The organism is Paenibacillus caseinilyticus, assembly GCF_027533645.1.
Taxonomy (GTDB): Bacteria; Bacillota; Bacilli; order Paenibacillales; family NBRC-103111; genus Paenibacillus_G; species Paenibacillus_G caseinilyticus.
In genome coordinates this window covers 1-25,349 of the sequence record NZ_JAQAGY010000010.1, presented here as the reverse complement: position 1 = coordinate 25,349, position 25,349 = coordinate 1, and the positions used below count along the sequence as shown (strand labels likewise).

22 protein-coding genes are annotated in these 25,349 nt (G+C 59.5%); 3 read left to right on the top strand and 19 right to left on the bottom strand.

The features are described from left to right. Nucleotides 1-130: 130 nt before the first annotated feature. The 7 genes from O9H32_RS16390 to O9H32_RS16360 form a co-directional block, all read right to left on the bottom strand. Nucleotides 131-1,855 carry an alkaline phosphatase gene (locus tag O9H32_RS16390; RefSeq protein WP_269867198.1) on the bottom strand — a complete coding sequence of 575 codons (1,725 nt, stop codon included), beginning with the start codon at nt 1,853-1,855 and terminating at the stop codon, nt 131-133. A 621-nt stretch (nt 1,856-2,476) separates the two neighbouring features. Further along, nucleotides 2,477-3,922, bottom strand: a complete 1,446-nt coding sequence (locus O9H32_RS16385) for a nicotinate phosphoribosyltransferase (protein ID WP_269867197.1) — start codon at nt 3,920-3,922, stop codon at nt 2,477-2,479. A 219-nt stretch (nt 3,923-4,141) separates the two neighbouring features. Next, nucleotides 4,142-4,678 (bottom strand): cysteine hydrolase family protein, encoded by a 537-nt coding sequence (locus O9H32_RS16380; protein ID WP_269867196.1) that lies wholly within the window; start codon nt 4,676-4,678, stop codon nt 4,142-4,144. A gap of 500 nt (nt 4,679-5,178) precedes the next feature. Beyond that, the gene (gene helD / locus O9H32_RS16375) at nt 5,179-7,572 is read right to left on the bottom strand and encodes an RNA polymerase recycling motor HelD (RefSeq protein ID WP_269867195.1); all 2,394 of its coding nucleotides are present in this window, start codon (nt 7,570-7,572) and stop codon (nt 5,179-5,181) included. A 387-nt stretch (nt 7,573-7,959) separates the two neighbouring features. Then, nucleotides 7,960-8,436 (bottom strand): GNAT family N-acetyltransferase, encoded by a 477-nt coding sequence (locus O9H32_RS16370; RefSeq protein WP_269867194.1) that lies wholly within the window; start codon nt 8,434-8,436, stop codon nt 7,960-7,962. Nucleotides 8,437-8,548: 112 nt separating this feature from the next. Next, nucleotides 8,549-8,899, bottom strand: coding sequence for a hypothetical protein (locus O9H32_RS16365; RefSeq protein ID WP_269867193.1), 351 nt, complete (start codon nt 8,897-8,899; stop codon nt 8,549-8,551). A gap of 206 nt (nt 8,900-9,105) precedes the next feature. Further along, complete coding sequence (locus tag O9H32_RS16360) at nt 9,106-9,507, bottom strand: hypothetical protein (protein ID WP_269867192.1); 402 nt, start codon at nt 9,505-9,507, stop codon at nt 9,106-9,108. Between the two features lie 280 nt (nt 9,508-9,787). Here O9H32_RS16360 and O9H32_RS16355 point away from each other — a divergent pair, with 280 nt between their 5' ends. Then, a complete protein-coding gene (locus O9H32_RS16355; protein ID WP_269867407.1) occupies nt 9,788-9,874 on the top strand; it encodes a putative holin-like toxin in 87 nt (28 codons plus the stop codon). A gap of 250 nt (nt 9,875-10,124) precedes the next feature. Here O9H32_RS16355 and hisA read toward each other — a convergent pair whose 3' ends face one another. The 9 genes from hisA to O9H32_RS16310 form a co-directional block, all read right to left on the bottom strand. Further along, nucleotides 10,125-10,877 carry a phosphoribosylformimino-5-aminoimidazole carboxamide ribotide isomerase gene (gene hisA / locus O9H32_RS16350; RefSeq protein WP_269867191.1) on the bottom strand — a complete coding sequence of 251 codons (753 nt, stop codon included), beginning with the start codon at nt 10,875-10,877 and terminating at the stop codon, nt 10,125-10,127. A 224-nt stretch (nt 10,878-11,101) separates the two neighbouring features. Then, nucleotides 11,102-11,593 (bottom strand): GNAT family N-acetyltransferase, encoded by a 492-nt coding sequence (locus O9H32_RS16345; RefSeq protein ID WP_269867190.1) that lies wholly within the window; start codon nt 11,591-11,593, stop codon nt 11,102-11,104. Between the two features lie 313 nt (nt 11,594-11,906). Beyond that, nucleotides 11,907-12,290 carry a hypothetical protein gene (locus O9H32_RS16340; protein WP_269867189.1) on the bottom strand — a complete coding sequence of 128 codons (384 nt, stop codon included), beginning with the start codon at nt 12,288-12,290 and terminating at the stop codon, nt 11,907-11,909. Between the two features lie 139 nt (nt 12,291-12,429). Continuing rightward, entirely contained in the window at nt 12,430-13,989 is a 1,560-nt protein-coding gene (locus O9H32_RS16335; protein ID WP_269867188.1) for a response regulator transcription factor, read from the bottom strand. Nucleotides 13,990-13,996: 7 nt separating this feature from the next. Next, entirely contained in the window at nt 13,997-15,889 is a 1,893-nt protein-coding gene (locus tag O9H32_RS16330; protein ID WP_269867187.1) for a cache domain-containing sensor histidine kinase, read from the bottom strand. Between the two features lie 210 nt (nt 15,890-16,099). Further along, on the bottom strand, nt 16,100-17,719 hold the full coding sequence (locus O9H32_RS16325; protein WP_406627337.1) for an extracellular solute-binding protein: 1,620 nt from the start codon (nt 17,717-17,719) through the stop codon (nt 16,100-16,102). A 115-nt stretch (nt 17,720-17,834) separates the two neighbouring features. Next, nucleotides 17,835-18,722: a carbohydrate ABC transporter permease gene (locus O9H32_RS16320; RefSeq protein WP_269867185.1), complete on the bottom strand. Its 888-nt coding sequence runs from the start codon at nt 18,720-18,722 to the stop codon at nt 17,835-17,837. A 48-nt stretch (nt 18,723-18,770) separates the two neighbouring features. Continuing rightward, nucleotides 18,771-19,739: an ABC transporter permease gene (locus O9H32_RS16315; protein WP_269867184.1), complete on the bottom strand. Its 969-nt coding sequence runs from the start codon at nt 19,737-19,739 to the stop codon at nt 18,771-18,773. A gap of 245 nt (nt 19,740-19,984) precedes the next feature. Beyond that, nucleotides 19,985-20,152 (bottom strand): hypothetical protein, encoded by a 168-nt coding sequence (locus tag O9H32_RS16310; protein WP_269867183.1) that lies wholly within the window; start codon nt 20,150-20,152, stop codon nt 19,985-19,987. A 140-nt stretch (nt 20,153-20,292) separates the two neighbouring features. Between O9H32_RS16310 and O9H32_RS16305 the strand changes: the two genes are divergently transcribed. Continuing rightward, the gene (locus O9H32_RS16305) at nt 20,293-20,505 is read left to right on the top strand and encodes a DUF2536 family protein (RefSeq protein WP_269867182.1); all 213 of its coding nucleotides are present in this window, start codon (nt 20,293-20,295) and stop codon (nt 20,503-20,505) included. A 291-nt stretch (nt 20,506-20,796) separates the two neighbouring features. Here the strand turns inward: O9H32_RS16305 and O9H32_RS16300 are convergent, their stop codons facing one another. Together O9H32_RS16300 and O9H32_RS16295 are read right to left on the bottom strand one after the other, a co-directional pair. After that, nucleotides 20,797-21,252 (bottom strand): VanZ family protein, encoded by a 456-nt coding sequence (locus O9H32_RS16300; RefSeq protein WP_269867181.1) that lies wholly within the window; start codon nt 21,250-21,252, stop codon nt 20,797-20,799. Between the two features lie 238 nt (nt 21,253-21,490). Then, entirely contained in the window at nt 21,491-21,754 is a 264-nt protein-coding gene (locus O9H32_RS16295; RefSeq protein WP_269867180.1) for an HPr family phosphocarrier protein, read from the bottom strand. 265 nt (nt 21,755-22,019) lie between these two features. On the opposite strand from O9H32_RS16295, the gene O9H32_RS16290 reads away from it, so the two are divergent. Then, a complete protein-coding gene (locus O9H32_RS16290; RefSeq protein WP_269867179.1) occupies nt 22,020-22,340 on the top strand; it encodes a hypothetical protein in 321 nt (106 codons plus the stop codon). Between the two features lie 184 nt (nt 22,341-22,524). Here the strand turns inward: O9H32_RS16290 and hrpB are convergent, their stop codons facing one another. Continuing rightward, nucleotides 22,525-25,002 carry an ATP-dependent helicase HrpB gene (gene hrpB, locus O9H32_RS16285; protein WP_269867178.1) on the bottom strand — a complete coding sequence of 826 codons (2,478 nt, stop codon included), beginning with the start codon at nt 25,000-25,002 and terminating at the stop codon, nt 22,525-22,527. Nucleotides 25,003-25,349 lie beyond the last annotated feature (347 nt).

Sequence of the window (25,349 nt, the reverse complement as noted above, 5' to 3'; positions counted from 1 at the left end):
CCCTTGCTTCCTAGTTCCACTGCCCGGCTCATAAATAGCAACAGGAGAACCGCGGTTCTCCTGTCTCGTTACCTATTCATAGGATGCGCTCATAGGTTGCTTCTTGCGTCAGACCATTCATTAGGGACGTTTATTGCAGAACCAGACGCTCGGACAGCGAATCCCACGTCATCTTCAAACCGGCCAGGCTGTTGAACGCCTCCAGCGGAAGATAGAGGGTCCCGTTATCCACATTCGCCGCATAAGCACTCTCTGCGCCGTTCTGCTGGACTTTGCCCGTCTCCACGTTCACGAGCAGGGTTTGGCTGCCTTTGCTCAGCTTCACGCTGCGGGAGGCTTCGTCCCAGGCCACGACTGCGCCCAGTCTCTCGGCAAGCGCCTTCGCCGGATAGAGTACCGCACCCTCGCGGGTAATTTTGAACTTCGGATACACGTACTTCGACTGCATCTCTGCCGATACGGCTGCGAGGTCCACACCGATCATCGCCGCGCTGGCCTTGGCGATCTGGGTGTTGTCGATGTTGCCTTTCACCTGATCGGCGATCGGACCGTAGGCCCAGACGCCTACGTCTACGGCAGAGTGGCCGTGTCCCGACCAGCCGATGAGCAGCCGCTTCGCGACGACATTGTTGTACGCGCCTTCGCGCTGGTAGGAGGAACCGTCGCCCGCGAGGATGAACTGGGCTTCCTCTTCCGACAGATCCGTGATCCAGGTGTTGTCCGCAACGACCTTCTTCACGTCATCCGCCGTAACGGCCTTATTCAGCAGCGGGATGAGGGCTTCGGAGGACTTCTTCTGCTTGTCCCACAGATCGATGTTCAGCTCGTAGATATTGTCGCGGGAGAGCGACAGACCGCCGGTTTCGTGGTCGGCTGTAATGACGACGGAGGTATTGCCGTCTTTCTTGGCAAAATCCATCGCAACCTTCACTGCCGCATCAAAGTCGATCACTTCCTGCACGGCCGTCGGGAAATCGTTGGCGTGGGAGGCGTGGTCGATCCGGCCGCCCTCGATCATCATCGCGAAGCCCTTGTCGCCAGTCGAGAGGAGCTCCAGCGCTTTGCTCGTCATGTTCGCCAGGCTTGGAATCGAAGCGTCTCGGTCCGGCGTATAAGCCACGTGGGAGGAGCCGAAGAGACCGAGCGCCTTGCCGCTCTTCAGCGACTGCAGGCCTTCTGCGTTCTCCACGATCTGGTAGCCCTTCGCCTGGAATTCAGGCAGCAGGCTCTTGTCGGTCCGTTTGCCCTTCTCGTCCTTCGTCACGAAGAACTGCTTGCCGCCGCCGAAGAGGACATCTACGCCGCTGTCGAGGTACTGCGAGGCGATCGCGCTCTCGTTGTCCCGGTTGCGCACATGGGAAGCGAATACCGCCGGCGTCGCGTGGGTGATCCGGGCGGTGGTGACGAGGCCCGTCGCTTTGCCGCTCTTCTCCGCCGCTTCGATCACGGAAGCGAACGGCTTCGATGCGTCTTCATTCGATACGGAGATGCCCGCGTTATACGTTTTGTTCCCTGTCGCAAAGGCCGTACCGGCCGAGGCGGAGTCCGTTACCGCACCGGACACAACTTTGCCGCCGTCTTCCCCGCGGTCGGCATATGTTGTCGCTTGTCCGACATAATAGCTGTCGAGGTTCAAATGCTCCTGCTTCAGCTTGGATTTGGAATAGTAGCGTGCCGCCGTCACTTGAGCCGGCCCCATGCCGTCGCCGATGAGGACGATCAGATTTTTGGATGCAGGCCCTTTGGCCGGTACTGCTGTATTCGCCGTGTCGCCGGCTGCCGTGGAGATGCCTGCGGGTATCATGGACAGAATCAAGCTGGATGCTACCATGCCTTTAACGATGTTCTTCTTCAAGTGAATCCCTCCAGAAATCAATTCGTTATGTATACCTTGTAAAGGTAAAGCATGACGATTCGGAGAAGATCAACCGATTGTAAATTTAGCATTAAGATTATCGGATTTTGTAAATTAAGAAGCATAATTATGGAATCTCGTTCCAGACCTTCCATCATTCTCATAAGAAAAACGCCTTTCGGCGTCCTTTAGCATCTCTGCGTGTCCCTCCATACGTTGGTGCACGGCGAGGGAATGGGTATGGGGTTCCAGCCGCTGTTAAAGTCCTGTGGACATGCTTGGCTCCTACCTTACCGAGAACAAAAACAAGGTGGAAAACAAGCTCCACCCCGAAATTTTATAAATGATCGAGCCCTGGTGAGATATACATTCTAGTATTTTCAAAAGAAAAGCGCCGCTCCATAAAGAAGTGACGCTACCGCTGACCTCCTCCGCACTGGAAGGGATCGTCAGATTCGGATTCGATACATACAACGGCTGATAGACAGAGTGAATGTGAAGACGGGCCACGGGAACGGGCTAGCTGCAGTATTCCATGGGCCCGGCGAACGGGCTCTATGGAAGCAGCCGGGCGCCGGACTCCGGTGCCTCTATGGAGGGGATGGCGGCCCCGCTGCCGCCCTACTGCTTCTGGTGCTTCTTGATCAGATTCATCTTCAGCTCCCATGCTGCCGGGCTGAGGTCGATCGGATACCGCTCGGGATTCAGCTTGCGCATGTACTCGGGCCAGAACATCCCCAGCCTCGAACGGTGATACGTCCGGATCTCTTCGGGCTCCGGAAGCGCATAGACCTGCTGACCGTCCCGGAACACTTCCTTCAAGAGCGGCTGCGCCTCATAGTCCTCCACGATCTTCGAGAGGTACGGGTGAACCGGATCGAACAGGTTGAGCGGGAGCCCCTTCACCATGTCGTCTTCGTGCTTCAGGGCAATATAATCGGCCTCCGCCTTGCCCGTCTTCCTGTTGACGATCCGGTACGTTTCCTTCAGCCCCGGCGTCGTCATCTTCTCGGGATTGCCCGAGATCTTGATCACCGGCACGATTTCGCCGCCGCTCTCGCGGGCGACCAGCTTGTATACTCCGCCAAGCGACGGCTGGTCGGCCGAAGTGATGAGCTGGGTGCCGACCCCCCACGAATCGATGGCAGCCCCCTGCGCCTTCAGGTTGAAGATGATGTTCTCGTCGAGATCGTTCGACGCCGTGATCTTGACATAAGGCAGACCCGCCTCGTCCAGCATCGCCCGGGCCGCCTTCGACAAGTAAGCGAGGTCTCCGCTGTCCAGACGCACCGCCTGCATGCGCTTGCCCTGGCTCTCCATCCGTTTCGCCGTCCGGATCGCATTCGGGATGCCGCTCTTCAGCGTATCGTATGTGTCGACGAGCAGCGTCACCTGGTCGGGCAGCGCGGCCGCGAACCGGTCGAACGCTTCCTCCTCCGTCGCATGCCCCTGCACCCAGGCATGCGCATGCGTGCCTTTGGCCGGAATGCCGAAGCGCATGCCTGCGCGCAGGTTCGACGTAGCGTCGAAGCCGGCCAGGTACGCCGCTCTTGCCCCCCATACGGCAGCATCCGCCTCCTGCGCCCGTCGCGTGCCGAATTCAAGCAGCACGTCTCCCCCGGCCACCTGCCGGATCCGGGAAGCCTTCGTTGCGATCAGCGTCTGGTAGTTGAGGAAGTTGAGCAGCGCCGTCTCGATCAGCTGAGCCTCGAAGACCCGGGCTTCCACCCGCACGAGCGGCTCGTTCGGGAACACCAGCTCTCCCTCCGGCACCGACCACAGCTGGCCGGTGAACCGGAGATTGCGCAGCTCCTCGAGGAACGCAGGGTCGTAATTCTCCTCCTGCTGTGCCAAGTAGGATAGCATCTCTTCGTCGAAGTGCAGCTCGCGGATGTACTCAACAATCCGCTGCAGACCGGCAAAGACCGCAAAGCCGTTGCCGAACGGCAGCTTCCGGAAGTAAGCTTCGAAGACCGCTTTATCGTTCAGCGTACCATGAAACCAATGGGCGTACATCATGTTGATCTGATATTTATCCGTATGAAGAGTCAAATTGTCGTAAGGCATGTCTGCTCGTCTCCTGTCTGTCGGTCCGTCTATGGCTGCATGATGCTGACGGTTCACTATGCTTTATGTTTATTGGGCTTGCGTTCTATAGAATGAGTTCTATAGATTGCGCTCTATAGATTGTCTTTTATCGTTTTGGGTTCAATTTAATTACACTCAATTCATTAGAAGTCAATCGGTGCGAATTCCAAATGACTGCCCTCCGGCACGGCCCGGCATTCAGACGACCTGCGCCCCGAGTGTTCCCGCGAAGTGGCCCAGCGCCCATTCGTGTCCGGCAGGGTTGAAGCTGGCTACCGCCCCGCCGTGCACCGTGATTCCGAAGCCTTTGTTATAGGCATCCACGGCGGTGTGCAGCACACAGATGTCTGTGCAGACGCCGGCCAGATGCACCTCCCGGATGCCTCTCTCCCGCAGACGCAGCTCCAGATCCGTGCCGCAGAAGGCGCTGTATCTCGTTTTGTCCATCCAGTGGATCTTCTCCCGGTTCGCTTCGTAGACATCCTGGAGCCGGCCGTACAAATTCCTCCCGCTCGTCCCCCGGATATTGTGGGGAGGGAACAGCCGGCTCTCGGGATGATAAGGATCTCCCTCTTCATGCAGGTCGACAGCCATCACCACTTCGCCGCCTTCCCGGAGGAACTCCTCCGTAATACGTACCAGTTCCCCCTCGATCGCCATGCCTGGTTCCCCGCAGGGCAGCTTGCCGGTAATAAAATCGACCGTATAATCGATAACGATGAGTGCCTTCCCCATGTTATTCTCCCCTTCCGTATCTTTCCTATAATCAAGTTTCCTATAATCAAGTTTCCTATAATCGCATTTCCTTTAATCCAGTTTCTTACTTGTTCCTTCATGATCCAGTGCAACATGATCTTATCCCGATCCCGGTTGTCCCGCCGGGACAAATCCTATACAGTATATCATAATGACAATATCGCGGGCCAAAAAAACAAGCAGCACCGCAGCAATGCCGCGGAGGTTCCAAAAGAGAAGATAGGAGCCTCCGCGGCTCTGACGAATGACGGCACTGCTCTGCAGCTGCCAAGAATACCTCCTTGGCATCCTTGCCTTTCACCGCTGAAGGGAAGCCTTATAGGAGTCTTCGCGGATCCCATTATTTCTCAGGAAATGATGTCCATTACCCCTCTGCCCTGCTGCCGCTTTACCCTGTTAATTAGTGCGCCTCCCCCCGGCATGTACTCATGCCGTGCTGTAAGAAAACGCGAGCACCATTCAATAATGTCATTATGACTTTATTGAATGGGATTGTCAAGGGCATTTTGCTTCATGTAAGTGTCATGCGGCGTATCGCGCAGCAGACCGCTGGGCTCCCCCCGGCTGAACAAGTGGAGCTCGTGCATCGCCCGGGTGCATGCCGTATAGAGGAGTTTCCGCTCGCGCTCGCTGCCATAGTTCGCCTGCGATACGTCATAGATCAGCACCGCGTCGAACTCCACGCCCTTGGCCAAATAAGCCGGAAGCACGAGAACACGGGGCTCGAAGCCTCCTGACCTGCGGCTGATCCTCGACACGTCCATCACGTTCCGGAGCGCTTCGTAAGCTTCTATGCTCTCGCTCTCGTTCTTGCACAGGATGGCAACGGTCCGGTGTCCCGAGGCCAGAACCGCCTCCGTCCTCCGGCGGATCGCAGCGGGGAGTGCCTCCTTCTCCCCCTCCTCCAGAACAGTCAGTGTCGGCAGAGGGCCTTCCCGCTCGAAGGGTTCGATCACCGAGCCTGGCAGCAGCGACCGGGTAAACTTCACGATTTCCTTCGTCGAACGGTACGTTCTCGTAAGGGCCATGCGCTCCGTGTCGGCCGGCTCCGCCAGCTCGGCCAGATGACCGAACCCGCCTCCCTCCAACTGATGGGCCCCGATCCCCTGATAAGGATCTCCGAGGATCGTCCACCGGCTTCGCGGGAAGATCCGCCGGAGATAGGCCCACTGGAACGGCGTGTAATCCTGTGCCTCATCGACGAACACATGACGCACAGAAGCATTGATCCGGAATCCTTCGAGCGAGTCCTTGAAGAACAAGTAGGGCGCCCCGTCCTCATAAGCGAGCTCGCCCCTGCCCATCCGGCGGACCGTGTAGCCGCACCATCCGTCTATGATGCCGGTATCCTCTTCTTCCGAGGCCAGACCGTACAGATACGTCCGGCGCAGCGCCGGATCAGCGAACAAGGCGGCGTACATGCCGGCCGTATCGACGAACCGGAGGCTGCGGATCCATTTTTTGAGGGGCGCGGCATAGTCCCGCAGCAGCGCTTTGGCCAACTCATCGTACTCCCGGTCATGGTCATCGAACGTATGCTCCGAGAAACGCTTGCGCTGCTGCAGCCGATTGTACGCGGCCAGGTAAGCCTCCGAATCCAGCGTCTGCACTTCTTCCTCCACCCAGGGGGCGTGGAGCTGGCTTCGCAGATAGGCTTCCGCCGATTGAACCAGCTCCCCGGCGAGCATCTCGAGCCGGTTCGGGATGGACATGCCGGGATCCAGCTCGTAGAACCGCCGGTTCATCTCCTCCTCGCTTACGATCACGGCGCCCCGGAACTCGAGCTCCCTCCACATCATGCCGCCCTGCCGGCCCAGCGCATCCTTATAGGTGTTCAGCCTCTCCATGAAGGCCCTCTGCGCTTTGGCCGTGATTCCCGCCAGACGCAGCCCGTATTCCGCTCCTTCGGCGTTACCGTACACATACTCCAGGGAATCCAGCATGTCTTCGGCCCGGAATTCGTCCCCAAGCCGGTAATCGAGATACTCCTGGAAGGTCGACTGCACCATATTGTCCTCCCCGAGCTCGGGCAGTACCGTGGATACATACGAAGAGAACATCGCGTTCGGCGAAAACAACACGATCTGCTCCGCGCGCAGCGTCTCGCGGTAGCGGTACAGCAGGTAGGCGATCCGCTGGAGCGCTGCAGACGTCTTGCCGCTGCCAGCCGCTCCCTCCACGACCAGCAGCCGGGGGCGCTCGCTGCGGATAACCCGGTTCTGCTCCCGCTGGATCGTGGCCACGATGCTTTTCATATGGGTATCCGAGGCTCCGCCCAGCACATGCTGCAGCAGTTCGTCCCCGATCGTGAGCCCCGTATCGAAGAGCGCCTGGATGTGTTCCCCCCGGATGATGTACTGCCGCTTGCGCACCACCTCCCCGGAGATGGTCCCTCCCGGCGTCTCATAGCCTGCCGGACCCGGACCGTAGTCGTAATACATCGAAGCAACCGGCGCTCTCCAATCGTAGATCAGGAACGACAGCCCGCTCTCGTCGATCAGCGATCCCGTACCGATATAGACGGCCTCCGGCCCGCGGTCGTCGCCCTCTTCCCGAAAGTCGATCCGGCCAAAGTAAGGGGACTCCCGCAGCCGCCGCAAAAGCCGGATTTGTTCCTGCACCCGCCTGTGGCTGCGCTCCCTCTCCGAGAGGATCTCCGCCTGCTGCTTCAGGCTCGCGAAGGTCTCATACACTTCTTCCGCCCCGTCGAGATTGATCGTCACATCGTCCCAGAAGTGCTTGCGTATGCTGACGATGTCCGCCTTGAAGCCGCCGCTTTCTTCCTCGAGGGCGTCCAGCCGGCCGCGGATCTCCTTCGCCACGGCGGTTACCCGCCGCTGTTCTGCCGCCCGTTCTTCTTTACTGATTGACATAGCACCGCTCCTCTAATAAGCAAAATCGGTCCGCGGTTTGACAAGTAAGCTCTTGTGTGCTAATATTATATTAGGATATTTTTATTCACACACTTGTCAATTTTGACGAACCAGATTCCATTGTAACACGGGCGCTTCGCCATATGCAATGGGTTGGTTTTTTTTGTTGCGCATAGACTTACGAACAGAAGCCTGGCCGCCGGCCAGGCTTCTTCGTAAGAAGCAGACACCAGACCGCGCAGAAGCCCGTTACTGTCATCTGATATTTTCAATAAACGCGGCCCCTCCCCGTGGGACGTGCCGGATATATCTTTTAGGCGGATGCTGCAGCAGGCCGCATTGCCCCACCCGCAGAAGAGGCAGGCGCGGGAAGCAGGCCGCTTCCTTCTACAGGGACTGCTTCAGCTTCAACAGCAGCACCGGGTCACCGTACGGACCGGTCTTCTCCGCCCATTCATACGGCTTGAATCCCAGCTTGCGGTACAGGAGGAGGGCAGCCGTATTCGTGCTGTGGCACATCAGCTGCACCTCACCTGCCCCCAGCTCGCTTCGGGCTTTCTCCATGAGCGTACGGATCAGCGCCGTGCCTGCTCCTTGGCCCCGGTGCAGCGGAGATACGATCACGTTGCCGATCCACACCCCTTCTTCCCCTGCAGCATAGTACAGGTTGCCGTATGCAGCCGCTTCCCCGCCGCGCAAGAGAACGGTGGGCGCCATCCGTCCAGCAGCCACTTCCCGCATCTCTGCTGCACTCACCGGATAGCTCCAGCGCGGATACATGTAGAACTGCTCCACCTTGTTCTGCGGGAAGGCACACAGCTTCTCGTAATCTTCCGCCACCGCCAGCCTGTGAGTATAAATCATGGCCTCATTCCCTCCTTAACCCGATTGTAAGTCTGCTGTACTCCCCATTAAGCGATATCCCTACCGCGTTCCACTGCCACTGCTTCGTCCATCTGGCGGCAACGGTTCGGGTTCAAGGCTTCTTGTTCTTCTTCTCCTCTTCGTCAGCGAAGGCTTCCAGTTCTTTTTCGATCTCCAGATCCAGCTCGCTCATCCCATCGGCAGGCTCTTCTTCCGCATGCAGCAGGTACAGCTCCTCCTCGATCTCTTCATCGGTCATGTGGTAATTCCGCCCCTCTTCATCCCCTATACCGAGATGCTTCTTGATCATGCGAAGAGCCTCCTGGATCTCCTTGTGGCGGAGGTAGGAGCTCAGTGTCAGACCGAAGGTCATAGCGAGCACCAACATGATCCCGGGAGGACCGAGAAAGAGGATCAAAAAAAGTGCAGCCGCGATCGTGAGCAGGGTGCCTAGTGTCGTCATGCGATACCATCATCCTTTCTCTTCCCTCTGACCGGAAGTAAGCAGTCGTTTGATCGTGTGATTCACGGTTGTCATGGCCTGCCCTCAATCGCGTGTTCCTGGTTTTTGTTGACGTTAATAGGCGATCAAGGCGCTCCATGATCCGTTCAGTGTTAGAGAGCCCCGCTTCCGTCGGTTACTGATGCCGTTTATGGCACAGGGACCCGTTAGTTCAGGACTTCCACTCCTTTCTCCCGGAACAGAGTGATGAGCTCCTCCGTCCCCACGGCCACAACAATTTTATCCGGATAGTCCGGTTTCCGGTGCCGGATGACAAGCCCGCCGAAGCTCTCTTTCACGGACAATATCTCGGAGTAACGGAACATCCATTTGGAGGAATAGCTGATAACAACAAATTCCGGGTACGCTCTGACCTGCACAAAAGGATACGTGAACTTCGTCGTAAGGGCCCCGTACTGAAACCGGCCGCCGCCGGTGAAGATGCCGATAGGCTCCACCTCCTGCTCCACCTGGATCCGTTCGTTTCGCTCGCGGACAAGATGGACGAACAAGAGGATGATGAACAGCGGTAATGCTGCCGCTATGAAGATGGCAAGGATTTCATTCATGTGTCGATCCCTCCGAACTAGCCGCCGATGAATGAAGTCCATGAACGGCCTGCCTTCATACTAACATGGAAAACCTATTGTACCATTAGAATAAATTGGAAATCCACGCCTTCCTTCCCGGGTCAATAAAATGTTGTGAGAATCCCCGTTTCTTCCGCTCAAACCAGTCCTTCGGATAAGCCTCCGGCGTGGCGTTCCACGTCGAAAAATGGTATAATTGTCCATGGTACTTGTTCTCCCGCAGGGACGGGCGCGCCTCCGTGAAGGGAGGTGATCGCCTATGTCAACGTTTGAAACCATAGTGTCTTATCTTGCGTTCGGAACCTTCATCCTAGCGCTTCTGACCTATATAGACAAACGAAAATGACCGTCCTCAAGGGTTCGCGGCCCGGACGGTCATTTCGCTGTTATGTCTTTGCTGACATGAGACGGATGAGACGCTCGAATAACAAGTACCGAGGGAAGAGGTGCCCGCCTCTTCTCTCTTTTGTTATCCTATGCGTTATGTGTATATTTTACCACAAGCTTGTCCCCATGCAAACCCTGCGCCGCACGGTCAAAGCCACCGATGGATCTCATGCCCATCCTCCGCCTCTTTTCATGAGCCATGGCATCACTTATCTGCAGTAAGCTACAACCTCCCGGTAGCTCAGCTTCCCGCCGAAGATATCCAGTGCGCTGCCGATGGTGATATCGAGCTTGTCCCCGCCCAGCCGGCGGAACAGCGCGAGATCCTCCAGCGACCGGGCTCCCCCGGCGTAGGTCGTCGGGATCGTAACCCCCTGCGCCAAGTGCCTCACCAGGCCCTCATGGATGCCGGCCCGCTTGCCTTCCACATCGACCGCATGGATGAGGAATTCGTCGCAGTAGCCCTCGAGCTCCCGCAGCGACGCAGCTGTCACCTCGAAGGTGCTGAGCGTCTTCCACTGGTTCGTCGCCACGAACCAGCCGTCCCCGCTTGCCTTGCAGCTCAGGTCGATGACCAGGCGCTCCCGCCCCACCTCGGAGACGAGCCGGTCCAGACGCTGCATATCGAGCTCCCCGTCCCGAAAAATATACGAGGTCACAATGACATGCGACGCCCCCTTCGCAAGGTACGAGGCCGCAGTCTCCGCCGTAATGCCCCCACCGATATGCAGCCCGCCGGGATAGGCTCCGAGCGCTTCCGCCGCCGCCTCTTCGTTCCCGCTGCCTAGCATGATCACGTGGCCACCCTTCAACCCGTCGGCTTGGAACATGGATGCGTAATAGGACGGCGTGTGCTCCGACACGAAATTCTCGACAACCGCGCCGCCGGCCGCGCCGAGCGTCTCGCCCACAATCTGTTTTACTTTGCCTTGATGCAGATCAATGCATGGTCTGAATTTCATCGACAGTCTCTCCCCCGGTTGGTTCACAGCTATTCCCCTAGGATACCACAACCGCAGGAGGATGGGCAGTCCGGTTTCGCAGCCCGTAAGGTTAGCCCCCGGGCGTTAGTACTGCACCTCCGTCCCCGTCACGGCTGCAGGAGTAAATCTCCGCCACACGTTCCGCTCCATACTCGCGCTCGATCTCAGATAAGCTTTTCGCAATATAGATCTTGGCTTGAATCTCAGCCTTGCTTGCGGCTTCCGCTTCCACCTTGTAGTCTCCCTTCATCCAAGGTGAGCTCATGCGTTACGTCTTCCCGGTCCTTCCGGACCTTGAAGCCCCAGGCTTCATACCAGGCTGCCGCAGCCTCCGAGTCCGTTCGAAGCTCGAGCCGGCTGAAGTGCCCCTTGGCTTTAGCGGCCACCGCCTGCAGCAGGGCGCTCCCCACGCCGGTACGGCGGCTTGCTCTAAGCACATACATCCGCCGTACCCTCCCTGCTCCGGCGTCCTCGCCGGCCCGGTTTAGGCCGTATACGCCGACCACCTGATCACCGTCGTATGCGAAGAACAGGGCTTCGCCCTCCCGGTCGAAGCGGTTCGTCCCCGACTCGTACTCTGCCGCCAGCCTCCCTACATGGCGGAAGCCTTCCTCCATGCTCTCGGCGAGCAGTCCGGCGATGTCTTTCATGGCACCGGGACCGGCCTCTTGGATCCTTAGCGGTGCATGGTCCAAAGCTTCCGCTCCTTTCTGCTCCGGATTGCTTACTCCTCTTCATCTTACCACTCCACCCTCGCTGGATCACCGGCAGCATACAGCATGCGGCAGGCCAGTGAGAACGAACGGCACCCAAAAGCCAAGCCGGAGCCAAGGAGAAGGCTCCCTTCTTCTGGCTCCAGCTTGGCTGAAATCCTCCTGTGCATACTGCTCCACCACAGCCACGGCGGCGATAAACTGCCGGAGCACCGGACAGCCCGGCGCTGCCGGGGGATTCCAACCTGTGGAGCATCCATTGGGTCTATCCCCCCCTGAATCTTGCCGCCTCTTCTTACGACCGTCCCTTCCGCCGGGCCTCATCATACTGGCGGATCCATTCCCCGCCGGTACTCCAGGACTTCACAGGACTTTCTTCCTGCAGGATATCTTCGCAGGCCTTCGCCCGGATCCACCCTTCGAGGCTGTCCCCCTTCGCCCCCCGCAGCTCGTTAAGAAGGTGGGGAAGTGCGGCTTCGCCCAGGCTGACGATCTCATCGTACCGTTCGCGCTCCGCCGCAATATAATCCCCGGGGCTGCTCGACGTGACCGCCGAAGAGGCTGAAGCGATGCTCGCCACTTGCATATCGATCCGCTCTTCCAGGGCGGCATCGTCCCCGCACCCGCCAAGCAGCAGCAGCGCCGCAAGCAGCAGGGCTGCACCGCTTTTCTTCATCATTTTCCGCCGCCCTCCCTGCTTATCTCTATCTAACTTAAATGCCATAGATACTGACGACGCGGCGTCCCCAATAGTTCAGAGCAGCCGCTGCCAGCACGGTTCCCGTCTGCCGATCGCTCCTTAGGAACTGAAGTTCATCTTATGAAATCAGGTTCATCTTGCTCCGGTATTCCATCGGCGTGATGCCCTCCATCTCCTTGAAGACCCGGTTGAACTGCTTCGTATTCTCGAAGCCCACCTGCTCCGCGATCTCGTAGATTTTGCCGTCCTCCGACTCCAGCAGCTCTTTGGCCCGCTGTATACGGATTTTTTTGAGATAGGCGACGAAATTCTCACCGGTATATTCCTTGAACGCCTGGCTGAAGTAGGTGTAGCTCAGCGAGACATGATTGGAGACCATCGCCATGTTGAGGTTCTTGGCATAGTTCTCCTCCATATACGCGACCGCGCGCTTGATTTCCTTATGTTCGGCATGAACGGCACGTACATTCGCAATGTACTGGTCGAGGAGTTCCACGAGCTGTTCCACGCTGTGCATGTACTGGTGATAGTGGTCAAAATGGTCGATCGAGCCGGCTTTCTTGTACAGCCTCAGAATGTCGACGGATTCCTCCCCGTAAGCGTGGAACACCTGGTCGAAGAGAAGCTCGTTGAGACTTCGCGACAGGTTCTCCGCATAGACTATCCCTTGGTCCAGGACGGTCTTCGGGTCGAGGACTTCGGCGAGCAGCGCCTTCACCTCGGGGAAGCGGCGCATCCCGAGCATATTGGAGATCCGCCGGATCGTCCCCGCCGGGACCGGCGCGGGAGTGCGCTTCGGGAGAGCCTCGAAGCGGCGCACCCCCCGGCCTGAGTACAGGAAGCCCGAGCGCAGGGCAGAAACCGCTTCCAGATACACCTGCCGGAGCGATCCGCCATGGGCCGGGCAGGTACGCAGGCCTGCACGCAGGTCCGAAGCGTTATCAGGGGCAAGCGCCGCATCCAAGAGCCCCCCGGCTTCTCCGCCATCCGCCAGGATGACGAGCTGGCGGTCCTTGTCCAGGAACGCCACCGTCCTCCGCAGCGCTTCCTGCTCCTCCTCCGGAAGAAGGCGCTCCAGGCGGGATAATGCTTCTTCCAGCCGCCGGGGCCGCTCTTGCGGCGGAAAGCGCAGCACGCCGGCCGTCCAGCCCGGACCGAACCCCCCGGCTCCCGCCGACTCCAGCCGCTCCCGGACTTCGCTTTCCTCCATATCGGGATGCAGCAGGATATAACCTAGCTGGCCGGCCTTCAGCGTCCGGAGCTGGCCGCTGCCCTCCTGCAGCCGGCTCGCCAGCTGCTCCTGCCGCTGCAGCTCGGATTCCAGGCGGCGGAGCGCCGTGAACAGCTCCTCCCGGACAATCGGCTTGAGCAGATAGCCCTTCACCTCGCATTCGATCGCTTCCTTGGCGTAAGCGAAATCGTCATGCCCGCTGAGCACCAGAAGCAGCGGCCTGCGCTCCATCGCCTGAATCCGCTTCATGAGCGCAATGCCGTCCATCCGCGGCATGCGGATATCCGTGATGAGCACATCGGCGCAGGCATCAGCCAGCTTCGACAAGGCCTCCTCCCCGTCGCCTGCCAGCTCGATCCTATACGTATCCGGGAACTCCCTGGCGATCATGGCTGAGAGTCCGATCCGGATATTCTTCTCATCGTCTACGATCATCAATGTGCGCATGGCGCTCTCATCCTCCTCCGGTCAGCAGCTGGAGCGGAAGCTTCAAGACGACCTCCGTGTAAGCCCCTTCCCTGCTGTCTACTGCGATTCCATACTGGGGGCCGTAATAGAGACGGACCCGCTGGTTCACGTTCCGAAGACCGATGCCGCTCCCCTCGGATTCGGAACCTCTCCCCGCGCTCCCCGGGCGGTGCCGGAAGAACTCCCGGTCTTCCATCGGCAGCACGGAGGCCAGCACCTCCAGCTGCTCGGGTGTCATACCGATCCCGTTGTCACGGATCCGGATGACCATGCAGCCCTCTTCCGCTGCGGCGTTCACCCGGATCACAAGCAGATGCGCCCCTTCCGCGGACGGGCCCATCGCGTGCTTCACCGCATTCTCCACTACCGGCTGCAGCGACATCTTCGGCACCTTCTGCTCCGTGTACGGGTGCGGGACATCCACCTCCAGCCGCAGCTGCCCGTCATACCGTACGTTCATGATCGCGATATAGTTGGCGATATGCTGCAGCTCATCGGCAAGACGGACATAGTCGCTCGTCCACTTCAGGTTGTAGCGCATCATGCCGCCAAGCGAGGTCAGCGAATCCGAGATGACGTACTGCCCTTCGATCTCCGCCAGCATCTTCAGATTCTCAAGCGTATTGTAGAGAAAATGGGCGTCGATCTGGTTCTTCAGCGAATTCAGCTCCGCTTCCTTCGTGGCAGCCTGCTTGTTCACGGCATCGGCGATGAGCTCGTTGATCTTGCGGAGCATGAGACGGAAGTGGTGGGCCAGCTCGCCAACCTCCCCGCCGCCGTGGATGTCCACATCGAAGTGAAAGTTCCCCTGCCGCACCTTTTTCATCGAATCCTGGAGTACATGCAGCTTCTTCAGGATGAGGGAGAGCAGGAAATACGTCGTCACGGCCAGCAGGACGATCAGGGCGATATTCGCCAGGATAATCCGGTTGCGCGTCTCCCGGATGTCCGACAGCGGCTCCTTCAGGGAGACGACGTTGACCATCTTCGCCTGCAAGCCATCCAGCGACGCGAACACGGCAAGGTAAGGCGTCTCCCCGCTCGTGAACTCGAAGCTCCCGCTCTCCTGTCCGCTGCGGCCGCGCAGCTCCCGCTGCACCACCGCCTGATCCAGTCCTGCCAGGAACGCCGTATCTTTCTTGGTATGCAGCCGCCCCAAGGGGTCTTGGATGAACATCTGCGACTGCTCGTCCGTTACGGTTGAGAACGTTTTCGGAAACATCTGCTCGAAGAGCATATCGACCTGCACGATGCCCGTATGCCTGCCCTGCACCAGAGAGATCTCCCGCAGCAGCGACACTTTGCCGTGCGCTGCCAGGTTCTCGGACCCCATATGCTGAATAACGTCGCGGTCCGATTCCTCGAACACCCAGGTCACCTGGCCCGGATGGTCCAACACCAGCTCGTACCAGGGCTCGTCCGCGATGCGGGCCTCCTGCAGGAACACCGGCCAGATCTCCTTCACATTCGGGTTGTTCGAGAAGAGGCGGATGTGGGCAATACTCGGGTTGTTGAACTGCAGGCGCAGCAGGTTGTCGTAAGCTCCCGTGCGGATATCGATGAGCTCGCTGACCTCGAGTTCCCTCGTGCTCTGCAGGTAATTCTTCACAGCTTTGTCGGAATCCACGAGCTGCGCTGTGCGCTCCATCGTCTCCATCTGGCTGCGGATATTGACGGCTTCGACCTCCAGCATCGATTCGTTGGTCTTGATGATATCCCGGATCTTGTTCTGGTAGAACGTGTTGAACGTATAGAGCGACAGCAGCAGAATCGGAATCAGAATAATAACAATATACGATACAATCAGCCGGGTCTGCAGCGAGACGCCCCCGGCCGTGTAGGCGATTCTAGTTTTCCAGTCTTTCCATTTTCCCCTCATGCTTCCCAGTCCCGCTCCGCCCCTTCGCTTGCCGCAGTCATGATCGGCCTGCCCCGTAGAATGCTATTATTCTAAACCAGAATTCCCCTTCTGGGAAGAACTCCTCCCTTCCCTTCATTCCCCTGCGGGATACCCGAATCCTTAACATCGGCGCAACGCCAAAGAACCCAAGGGCATTCCCGGGTTCTTCGGCAGGGGCTTACTCGCATGCTACTTCATGAACTGCTCGAGCTTCTTCACATTCTCCTCATACTTCTTCTGCTGGTAAGCGGTCACCTTGTCATACCCCGCACTCTGGCGGTCCTTGAGGAATTTCTCGAAGAGCTGGTCGAACTCCGCGTCGCTCTTCGCGAGCAGCAGCTTCGGCAGCGTCTTGCCGAACGTCTGGGCGATCTTGTTCTGGGCGATGCCCTCCTCGGAGGTGCCGGTCGGATTGATCTGATCGAACTGCGAGAAGCTCTTCGTCTTGCCCTTGGTCCAATCCTCCGTCTGCTTGAACGGCTCCACCGCGGGCGGCGCCCACTGCAGGTTCATGTTCGTATCCATGAGCATCCAGAACGTATGGGATGCACCGAACTTCTTGTCGAAGGCCGAGCGGTCCTTGTTCAGCAGCTCGAGCGCCTCCGGCTTGAACTGGTCTTTGCCGTCTATCGTGTCGTACGTCACGCCCTTCTCCCCGAGATACATATCCTTCTGCCCTTCCTCGCTAAGGAGATAAGTCAGGAAGCGGACCGCTCTCGCTTTGTCCTTGACATCCTTCGAGATCAGGGTGACCGCCCAGCCGGAGATGGCAGGCCCCGATAGCGCCGGCGGGTCGAGCTTGCTGTTCGCGGGGCCGTCCACCGCAATGTACACGGAGTTCGGATCCTTGGCGAACAGGGCATTCTGCTGTGCGGCGAAGTCGCTGCGCTGGTACATCATGGCGAAGTAGCGTCCCTGCGATATTTTCTCCTCCATCTGAGGCCGCTTGTCGATGAACAGGTCCTTGGCGAGCAGCCCCGACGCATTCGCTTGGCGGAAGGTCTTCAGCCACCTCAAATATTCGGCATCCGTATACCGGTCGTAGAGCTTGCCGCCCTTCTCCTGCGGAATCGCCAGGAAATTCTGCAGGAAGCCTTCCAACGAGTAGTTGCCGGTCTCCGTGAAATCATGCAGCCCGAGCGGAATCAGCGGCTGTCCTCCCACCTCGGGGAACTTCTCCTTCGCGGCCTTCAGCGCATTCAGGAAGCCCTCGGGGGTGCGCATATCCGGTTTGCCGATCGCCTCGTACATGTCCTTGCGGACGACGAACGTCTGGTTGGAGGTCTGCTTGTCCCCGAACTTCTGGTAATCCTTCGGCGACGAAGAGGCGTTCGGATACCCGTAGACATTGCCGTCCGGCTGGGTATACCAGGAGACTTTGGCCGGGTCAGCCACTTTGACGAAATACGGATCGTACTGCTCCGCCAGCTTGTTCAGCGGAAGCACCAGGCCGCCCTCGATCATCTTCTTCACGTTGTCCTCGTACCATCCGAGCGTAATGAAGTCCGGCAGCTTGCCCGAGGCGATCATGGTATTGAGCTTCTCGTTCTCGTTGCCCGCCGGTACGATGAAGTTCAGATTCACGCCGGTCTTCTTCGTGATGTACTGGGAAGTAGGGTCGACGCCCCATTTGTTCGGGAACCAAGAGAAGTTCAGATACCAGTCGAACGTAATCGGCGAGGTATCCGCCTTCCAGCCCGGGGCGTTCGGATCGGCAGCCACCACAGCCCCCTTCTCCGCCGTAGAGGCGTCCTTCCCCTCAGTCCCCGCGTTCGAGCAGGCAGCCGTGAACGCCAGGGCACAGCCCATGACGAGTGCCAGAAATTGTCGCGTTGTCCGTATCATCGGTTGATCCCCCTAAGTAAGTGAACTATGTACGCTGAGCAATTGTGGGTATGGGGATGTCCAGCGTTTGGACGACCCTCTACCCTTTGATGGAACCGATCATGAAGCCCTTCACAAAATACTTCTGCAGGAACGGATACACGAAGACGATCGGCAGGGTCGTGACGACCATCGTAGCCAGCTTGATCGACTGGGACGTCACACTCTTGGTGATGCCGCCGGGCGCCGCCGCCATCATCTGGTTGGAGCTCGACTGGGCGACCACCCGGTACAGATAGGTCTGGATCGGTTGCAACTCCTGGTTGTTGATATAGATCATGCCCGTGAAGTAATCATTCCATTGGTATACCCCGTGGAAGAGAGCGATGGTCGCCACGACCGGCATCGAGACCGGCAGCACGACGCCGTAGAAGATCCGGAAGTCATTCGCCCCGTCGATCTTCGCCGCTTCCTCGAGCCCTGCCGGGATCTCCCGGAAGAAGGCCAGGAATATAATCAGATCGAAGAAGTTGAACATCGCCGGGATAATATACACCCAGAAGCTGTCGAGCAGCCCGAGATCCCGGATGAGCAAGTACGTCGGGATCAGACCGCCGCTGAAGAACATCGTCACCGTACCGAGGAACATATACAGCCGCCGCCCAACGAGCTCCCGCCGCGAGAAGGCGTAAGCGACCATCGCCGTGAAGAAGACGTGGAGCACGGTGCCGGCGAGCGTTTTGGCCACGGTGATGCCCATCGCCTGCATGATGCCGCTGTTCGCGAACACGGCTTGGTAGCTCTCCAGCGAGAAGATCCGCGGCCAGAAGTAGATGCCGCCGCGCATCGCATCCGTTCCGTCGTTGAACGAGTTCACGAGCACGTACCAGATCGGATACAGCGTCATCAGGCAGACGAACAGCATAAGCACGGCGTTGAACCCGTCGAATACCGCTTCCCCCGGGGTTTTGCGCCGCAGTTGAAGCATGATTGGTCAGACCTCCTTTTCGGACTAGAACCAGGACTCGAATCCCGTCTAGAACAGAGATGTGTTGTTGAGCTTCTTCGTTACATAATTGGCTCCGAGGAGCAGGGCGAGAGCGATCAGCGACTTGATCAGACCGACGGCCGTAGCGTACGAGTAGCGGGAGTTCACGATCCCCATCTGGTACACATACACGTCGATGACGCTGCTCGCGCTCTCATTAAGCGAGTTGCGCAGCACCAGAATCTGGTCGAAGTTCGAATTGAGCACGCCCGAGATCGCCAGGATGAAGAGTATCGTAATCGTGCCCTGGATGGACGGCAGCGTGATGAACCACATCTTCTGGAACCGCCCCGCCCCGTCCATCGTGGCAGCCTCGTAGAGCTCCGGCGAGACGCTCGAGATCGCCGCGAGGTAGATGATCGCCGACCAACCGAGCTCCTTCCAGATGTCGGTGGTGACGACAATCCCCCAGAAGTACTCCGGTTCGGCCAAGTACGAGATCGGCTCCGTGATCATTCCGAGGGAGAGGAGCAGCTTGTTCACGATACCTACGTCCGCCAGCCACGTCGCCAAGATCCCGCCGAGGATCACCCAGGAGAGAAAATGCGGGAGATACGAGATCGTCTGGACCGACTTCTTGAAGCGGACCGACTGCAGCTCATTGAGGAACAAGGCGAACAAGATCGGCAGCGGAAAGCCGATAACCAGCTTCAGCAGACTCATGCCGAGCGTGTTCTTGATGACATAGGGCAGATTCTCGTCGGTCAGGAACGCCCTGAAGTGTTCGAGCCCCGTCCACGGGGCGGCGGAGATCGATTTGATGATGCTGAATTCCTTGAACGCGATGATGATCCCGTACATCGGAATATAGTTGAACACGATCATCCAGGCGACCCCCAGCAGGGCCATCACCTGCAGATACCGCTGTCCGTATACTCTTTGAACCCACTTTGCCGCTCCCGTTCTCCGGCCGGCAATCCCGGGAGCCGGCGCATGGGAGCGAATGCCGCTGCGCATGGGGCAGCACCTCCTGCTTGGCTCTCATAGGCTGAGAGCCTGTTCGATTTGGACTTCCTTTGCTGTTCCTATTGTAAGCGGCGGAAGACGCCTCCGTAAGGCTTCATTTTTCCCGTCGATTCCCCGAATTTCGGATTCGAAGCCGGGGCGCGCAGCCCAAAAGAGGGCTATCCCGGCAAGGGAAGCCCTCCGCTTCATTAGTCAGAGTCCTCGCGGTACATCGCATACCGCTCGCGGCGATATTGCTACAGCAGGAACGCGCCGCACTCCGTCTCCATCTTCCACTTCAGATTCAGCCAGCCCCGGCGGACCGGCTCGATCTTCCCGATCTCCCTCCAGCCCAGCCTGCTGCGGCACGCCCTCAACAGATCCTCCGGGATCTCCCCGTGATGCCCTGTCCCTCTTCGCCCCATACCGCCCGCTCCTTCACTGCCCGCACCGGGCCGCAACCTTTTTCCCTCATGGTACCCCAACCGCCCGGGAATGTGAACTTCCTGCCGAACGCGGTATAATGGGTAAGGAATCTATCACTTCAGAGGCAGGGAGAATCACAATGGACTTTATATTGGACAAAATCGAAACCAAGGTCGAATTCTTCGAATCCTACGATCTGAGCACGCTCGAGAGACTCATCGAGGACGGCATCAATCTGAACAAAGCCTTACTGCTCGACGTTCATTCCATCCAGCATCAAGTCACCTTCCATCCGGTAAGGAACGGCATGCTGTATACGGCCGTCGTGCACTACAGGCTCAAGCAGGTATAGCGGAATGCGATAGGGGGGAGAAGCTGCCAAGAACAGTGCTGCTGCCGTTCTCAGCAAAGGATCGATGAACCGCCACCCGGGATGAGCAGCGCAACGATGATCGGATGAACGGAAGCAGCCTTGAAAAGAATGATCAGGATCGAACCCTGGCGAGATATACATTCTTAGATATGAAAAAACCACTTCCGCCCTCTCTTACAAGGGGCCTTGAAGTGGTTCGTCGCGTTCTCTGTTATCCGCGATATATGCCGGTGGGCGGTCCTCACGCCGCTCTCTGGTAAGTGACAGAGGTCAGACCCATCCTTCTCTTCTGGCCTTCCGGTACAGCTTGTACCCGATAGCCGCTCCGATGGAGTTCAAGAGCAGGTCGTCCACATCGAACGTGCCTACCCGCAGCAGCATCTGCAGCAGTTCCAGCAGTACCAGGGGCCCCAGGAAGGAAGCGGCGAAGACGGCGGGTCTGCGCCTGCAGCGCCGGAACAGAACCGGCAGCAGGATCCCAAAGGGAACGAAGACGCCGACATTGCCGAAGAGGTTGATAATCAGGTCCAGAGGTTGGTGCTGCCCGGCATGTAACACAAAATCTCCCACAGTCCGCAGCGGAACCAGATTGTACTGAAAATCCGGCAAATAAATACGCCGCGCGGGCCGGTTGAAGCCCAGGAACATCGTATACAACAGCAGCGCAGTGTATGCGATAAGGATTCCCGCGGCCGACCGGCTCATGGCGCTATCCCTCCTAGCCATCGTCCAGCCTCCTATCCATCCGCCGCGTCACTCGGTCCTCCGCCTGTCGGCGGCCTTCCGGTGCGCGGCTTTTCTCTCTGTTTCTATTGCAAAGAATACCATAATCAAGGGGGGATTGTGAATCATTCGGGAGATCAGGTGCCCCATCCCCTATAGCATAAGAATATGGGGGAAGGCAGCCACAGCAAACAACCCCCGGAACCTTACGGTCCAAGGGGCTGTCGGCAAGCTGCATTCCTCACTGCCATTCCTGCCGTTCCAGCAGGGAAGTAATCCTCTCCAGCGCTTCTTCTTCGTCATTGCCTTGGGTCAGGATCGTAACCCGCGTGCCGCGCCTCAGCGGCAGCATCATCATCCCGAGCAGGCTCTTCGCATCCAATTGAATCCGTTCGCTCTCGAACTTGATTTTTATATCAGAGCGGAATTGGCTGGCCTGCTGGGCAATCCGCTGCAAATGATCCGGCTGAAGATCGTCCGTTACCGTTACATCATGCACTCTCATGGCATTCCTCCGTTCTTTTCTTGTCGCTTCCCGAAGCGGGGTGAAGTCATTATACTACAGAACGGGGCCGGCCGGAAGCGGTTGCAAGCATTTTCATAGAAAAGCGGCCGGCCCTTTTTTACGGGTATGAATTGCTCTTCCTTGCACACTCAGCCCCGACCTTGGTCCAGTTCGGATACCGCCTTGGGACGGTTTGCGCGGCGCGCCGAATACGATACAATAAGAACATAGATTGACAAGTTCACGCAGGGGAATGGTGAAGAAAATGAAATGGGATTGGAAACGGGTAGCAGGTGCGGTCCTGATCGGACTGGGCATCTGGGGATTGTTCTTCTGGGGCGGGCTCGCCGGGTTCTTCACTTACCTGTTCGCCACGATCCTGCTCGGAGTGGGTTACCGTCTCTGGCGGGGGGCGGACACGCTGCTCAAGCGGATCTGCAGCGGTCTGGCGATGGCAGCCGCCGCCGCGCTCATGCTGTTCAAGCTGAATCTTCTGCTCGGCATGCTGTTGTCGCTGGCCCTTCTCTATCTGGGCTGGAGGCTGATGCGCCCCGCAGCGATGTACTTCGGAAATTTCCGTTGGTAAGTAAGATTACCGGTACACGCAGGGCTGACATGAGGGTTGACAAGCCATGGAGCTATGACAGCCTGTTAGGATAAAGGCAGCACCAGCACCAAAAAACTCCACGCCCGCCCCTGGCGAAAGTGGAGTTTTTTGGCATGCGCGGGTTCTAGCCCCTTGTCCCGAATTCACGGAATCGTCCTTTGCCTCACGAGCGTGGACGGACCCGGCTGGTGGGCAGCGCGGCGAGCGGATCTTCCGGCCAATAATGCTTCGGATAACGGCCCTTGAGATCCTTCTTCACCTCAAAATAACCTTCGCGCCAGAAGCTGGCGAGATCCTTCGTCACCTGCACGGGCCGCTGCGCCGGGGAGAGCAGATGGAGCACGAGCCCCACCTTCCCTCCGGCGATGCGCGGCGTTTCCCTGAGGCCGAACAGCTCCTGCAGCCGCACAGCCAGCGCCGGCGCCTCCGGATCGCTGTAATCGACCGGGATGCGCGAACCGCTCGGCACGCTCACGTGCGTCGGCACGTATTCGCCGAGGAGCTGGCGCTGCGGCCAAGCCAGCAGCGACTCCAGCGCCTCATACAGCGGCGCCCGCTGCAGATCGCTCCGGCTCTTCATCCCGTACAGATGCGGCGCGAGCCAATCCTCCAGGCTGCCGAGCAGCGCCTCGTCGGAGACATCCGGCCAGTCGCCGCGGTGGCGGTGGAGGAACCCGATGCGCTCCCTCAGCTGCCTCGCCGCCTTCGACCAGGGCAGCAGCCCCAGCCCCTCGAGCCGGATACCCTCCAGCAGCGCTTCGAGCTGGCGGTCCGGATCCGGATCCGCCAGCACCGTCTCGCGCAGCAGCAGCGCCCCGAGCCGGTCCCGCTTGCGGGCGCGGACCGCGCCTGCCCCCCGGTCCCAGACGATGCTCTGCTCGCTGCGGATCGCGCCGGCGGCTCCGCGGTACAGCTCCTCTTCGTCCAGCGGGGCGGCAAGCCGGATCCGGCTCTCCGCCCCCTGGTCGTCGAGCTCCGCCGCCACGATGTAAGCGGCGTTCCAGAGCAGCTGCTGGCGGTTCAGCACCGCTCCCCGGCCGCTGCTGAGGAGATAGCGGCCCCCGCCGCGGTTCTGGCCGATCCGGTCGGGGTACGCCAGCGCGAGGCAGACGCCGCACGAAGCCGGCTCGCCCTGCCCTTCGCCGCGGCGCAGACCGAGCTGGCGCCGCCACTGGTCCGCTTCCGCGGCAATCCGCGCCAGCACGGCCGCTTCGGCCCCGCCGGCGCGCCCGCCCGAGCGGAGCAGTTCCACGCGCGTGCGCAGGTCCGCGTCGTCCGCCCGGCCGAGCACGTCCCGCTCGCCGAGCAGCGCGGCGAGCTCGCAGGCGAGGCCGCCGAGGCCGAGCGCGGCAGAGTGCAGCAGCATATGCCCGAGGCGCGGATGCACGCCGAGCCCGGCGATGGCCCGCCCGTGGGCCGTGACCGCCCCTTGCGCATCCAGCGCGCCGAGCTGCTGCAGCAGCTCGGCCGCCTGCGCGTAGGCGCCGGCCGGCGGCGGGTCGAGCCACGCCAGCGCTTCCGGGCTGCCTGCGCCCCAGGCTGCCAGCTCCAGCACGAGCGGGGCCAGATCCGCCTCGCGGATCTCGGGCACGCTGTGTGCAGCGAGCTGGCGGTGGTCGGCCTCCGACCAGAGGCGGTAGCACACGCCCGGACCGAGACGGCCGGCACGCCCCCTCCGCTGGTCGGCCGAGGCGACCGAGACGGTAACCGTCTCGAGGCGGCTCATTCCCGTCCGGGGGGAAAAGCGGGGCACGCGCATCAGCCCGCTGTCGATGACGACGCGGACGCCCTCCACCGTCAAGCTCGATTCAGCAATGGACGTGGCCAGTACGACCTTGCGCATACCGGGCGCGCAGGGCGCCAGCGCCGCATCCTGCGCTTCGGGCGACAGCATGCCATACAGCGGCGCGATCCGGACGCTTGGGCCGTGCTTTTGATCCGCGAGCAGCTGGGCGGTGCGCCGGATCTCCGCCGCTCCGGGCAGGAAGACGAGCAGGTCGCCCTCCTGCGAGGAGAGCGCCTCGGCGATCACCCGGGCCGCCGCCGGTTCGATCCGGCCGTCCGCCGGCCGGCTGAGATATCGCGTATCGACCGGGTAGCTCCGGCCTTCGCTTGAGATGACGGGCGCGCCGCCGAGCAGCCGGGCGACACCCTCTGCCTCCAGCGTCGCCGACATAACGAGCAGCCGCAGGTCCTCCCGCAGCACGCTCTGCGTCTCGAGGCTGAGGGCGAGACCCAAGTCCGCCTGCAGGCTCCGCTCATGGAACTCGTCGAAGATGAGCAGCCCGATCTCCTCCAGCGCCGGATCGCTCTGCAGCATCCTCGTCAGCACCCCTTCGGTCACCACCTCGATGCGCGTGCGGGGGCCCACCTTCGTATCGAGCCGGACCCGGTAGCCTACGGTCTCTCCGACCGCTTCCCCGAGCGAGCGTGCCATGAACCGGGCCGCCGCCCGCGCCGCGAGCCGCCGGGGCTCCAGCATGACGATCTTGCGCCCCGCAAGCCAAGCAGCGTCCAGCAGCGCCAGAGGGACCCTCGTCGTTTTGCCCGCTCCGGGCGCCGCTGTTAAGACCACACCGTTATGTACAGCCAGGGCTTCCCCCAGCTCCTCTAATACCGAATCGATCGGCAGTTGTGCCATGCGCGAATCACTCCACTGATTGTACTCAAATAAGCTCCATTGTATCATAGGCTGCCGGATAGATACACGCCGTACACGCCTGCCGCGGCTGCGGCCGTCCCCTGGTCCGCCTGTACCACAAAAAGAGCTCCCTTAATCCGAGGCCACTGAAAAAGTCCGTCCTATAAAAAAGCACAGCACTTCAAGAAAATTGAAGTGGCTGTGCTTTTTTTGACGTATAATTGAGTCATCACGAAAAGTGGGTGAGACGGATGATCCAACAACAACAAAGCTTGGTTCTGAGTCCTTATGCGGCTCTGTATGATATCGTCGTGCCGAAAGATAACATGCTCCGTCAAATTAATGAA

Bases quoted from the DNA above. Each gene is read 5' to 3' on its own strand.
- O9H32_RS16320 (WP_269867185.1), bottom strand. From the start codon at position 18,722: ATGCTTCAACTGCGGCGCAAAACCCCGGGGGAAGCGGTATTCGACGGG.
- O9H32_RS16305 (WP_269867182.1), top strand. From the start codon at position 20,293: ATGGACTTTATATTGGACAAAATCGAAACCAAGGTCGAATTCTTCGAA.
- O9H32_RS16380 (WP_269867196.1), bottom strand. From the start codon at position 4,678: ATGGGGAAGGCACTCATCGTTATCGATTATACGGTCGATTTTATTACC.
- O9H32_RS16330 (WP_269867187.1), bottom strand. From the start codon at position 15,889: ATGAGGGGAAAATGGAAAGACTGGAAAACTAGAATCGCCTACACGGCC.
- O9H32_RS16360 (WP_269867192.1), bottom strand. From the start codon at position 9,507: ATGAATGAAATCCTTGCCATCTTCATAGCGGCAGCATTACCGCTGTTC.
- O9H32_RS16385 (WP_269867197.1), bottom strand. From the start codon at position 3,922: ATGCCTTACGACAATTTGACTCTTCATACGGATAAATATCAGATCAAC.
- O9H32_RS16310 (WP_269867183.1), bottom strand. From the start codon at position 20,152: ATGGGGCGAAGAGGGACAGGGCATCACGGGGAGATCCCGGAGGATCTG.
- O9H32_RS16315 (WP_269867184.1), bottom strand. From the start codon at position 19,739: ATGCGCAGCGGCATTCGCTCCCATGCGCCGGCTCCCGGGATTGCCGGC.
- O9H32_RS16300 (WP_269867181.1), bottom strand. From the start codon at position 21,252: ATGGCTAGGAGGGATAGCGCCATGAGCCGGTCGGCCGCGGGAATCCTT.
- hrpB (WP_269867178.1), bottom strand. From the start codon at position 25,002: ATGGCACAACTGCCGATCGATTCGGTATTAGAGGAGCTGGGGGAAGCC.
- O9H32_RS16340 (WP_269867189.1), bottom strand. From the start codon at position 12,290: ATGATGAAGAAAAGCGGTGCAGCCCTGCTGCTTGCGGCGCTGCTGCTG.
- hisA (WP_269867191.1), bottom strand. From the start codon at position 10,877: ATGAAATTCAGACCATGCATTGATCTGCATCAAGGCAAAGTAAAACAG.
- O9H32_RS16325 (WP_406627337.1), bottom strand. From the start codon at position 17,719: ATGGGCTGTGCCCTGGCGTTCACGGCTGCCTGCTCGAACGCGGGGACT.
- helD (WP_269867195.1), bottom strand. From the start codon at position 7,572: ATGTCAATCAGTAAAGAAGAACGGGCGGCAGAACAGCGGCGGGTAACC.
- O9H32_RS16335 (WP_269867188.1), bottom strand. From the start codon at position 13,989: ATGCGCACATTGATGATCGTAGACGATGAGAAGAATATCCGGATCGGA.
- O9H32_RS16295 (WP_269867180.1), bottom strand. From the start codon at position 21,754: ATGAGAGTGCATGATGTAACGGTAACGGACGATCTTCAGCCGGATCAT.
- O9H32_RS16365 (WP_269867193.1), bottom strand. From the start codon at position 8,899: ATGACGACACTAGGCACCCTGCTCACGATCGCGGCTGCACTTTTTTTG.
- O9H32_RS16370 (WP_269867194.1), bottom strand. From the start codon at position 8,436: ATGATTTATACTCACAGGCTGGCGGTGGCGGAAGATTACGAGAAGCTG.
- O9H32_RS16290 (WP_269867179.1), top strand. From the start codon at position 22,020: ATGAAATGGGATTGGAAACGGGTAGCAGGTGCGGTCCTGATCGGACTG.
- O9H32_RS16355 (WP_269867407.1), top strand. From the start codon at position 9,788: ATGTCAACGTTTGAAACCATAGTGTCTTATCTTGCGTTCGGAACCTTC.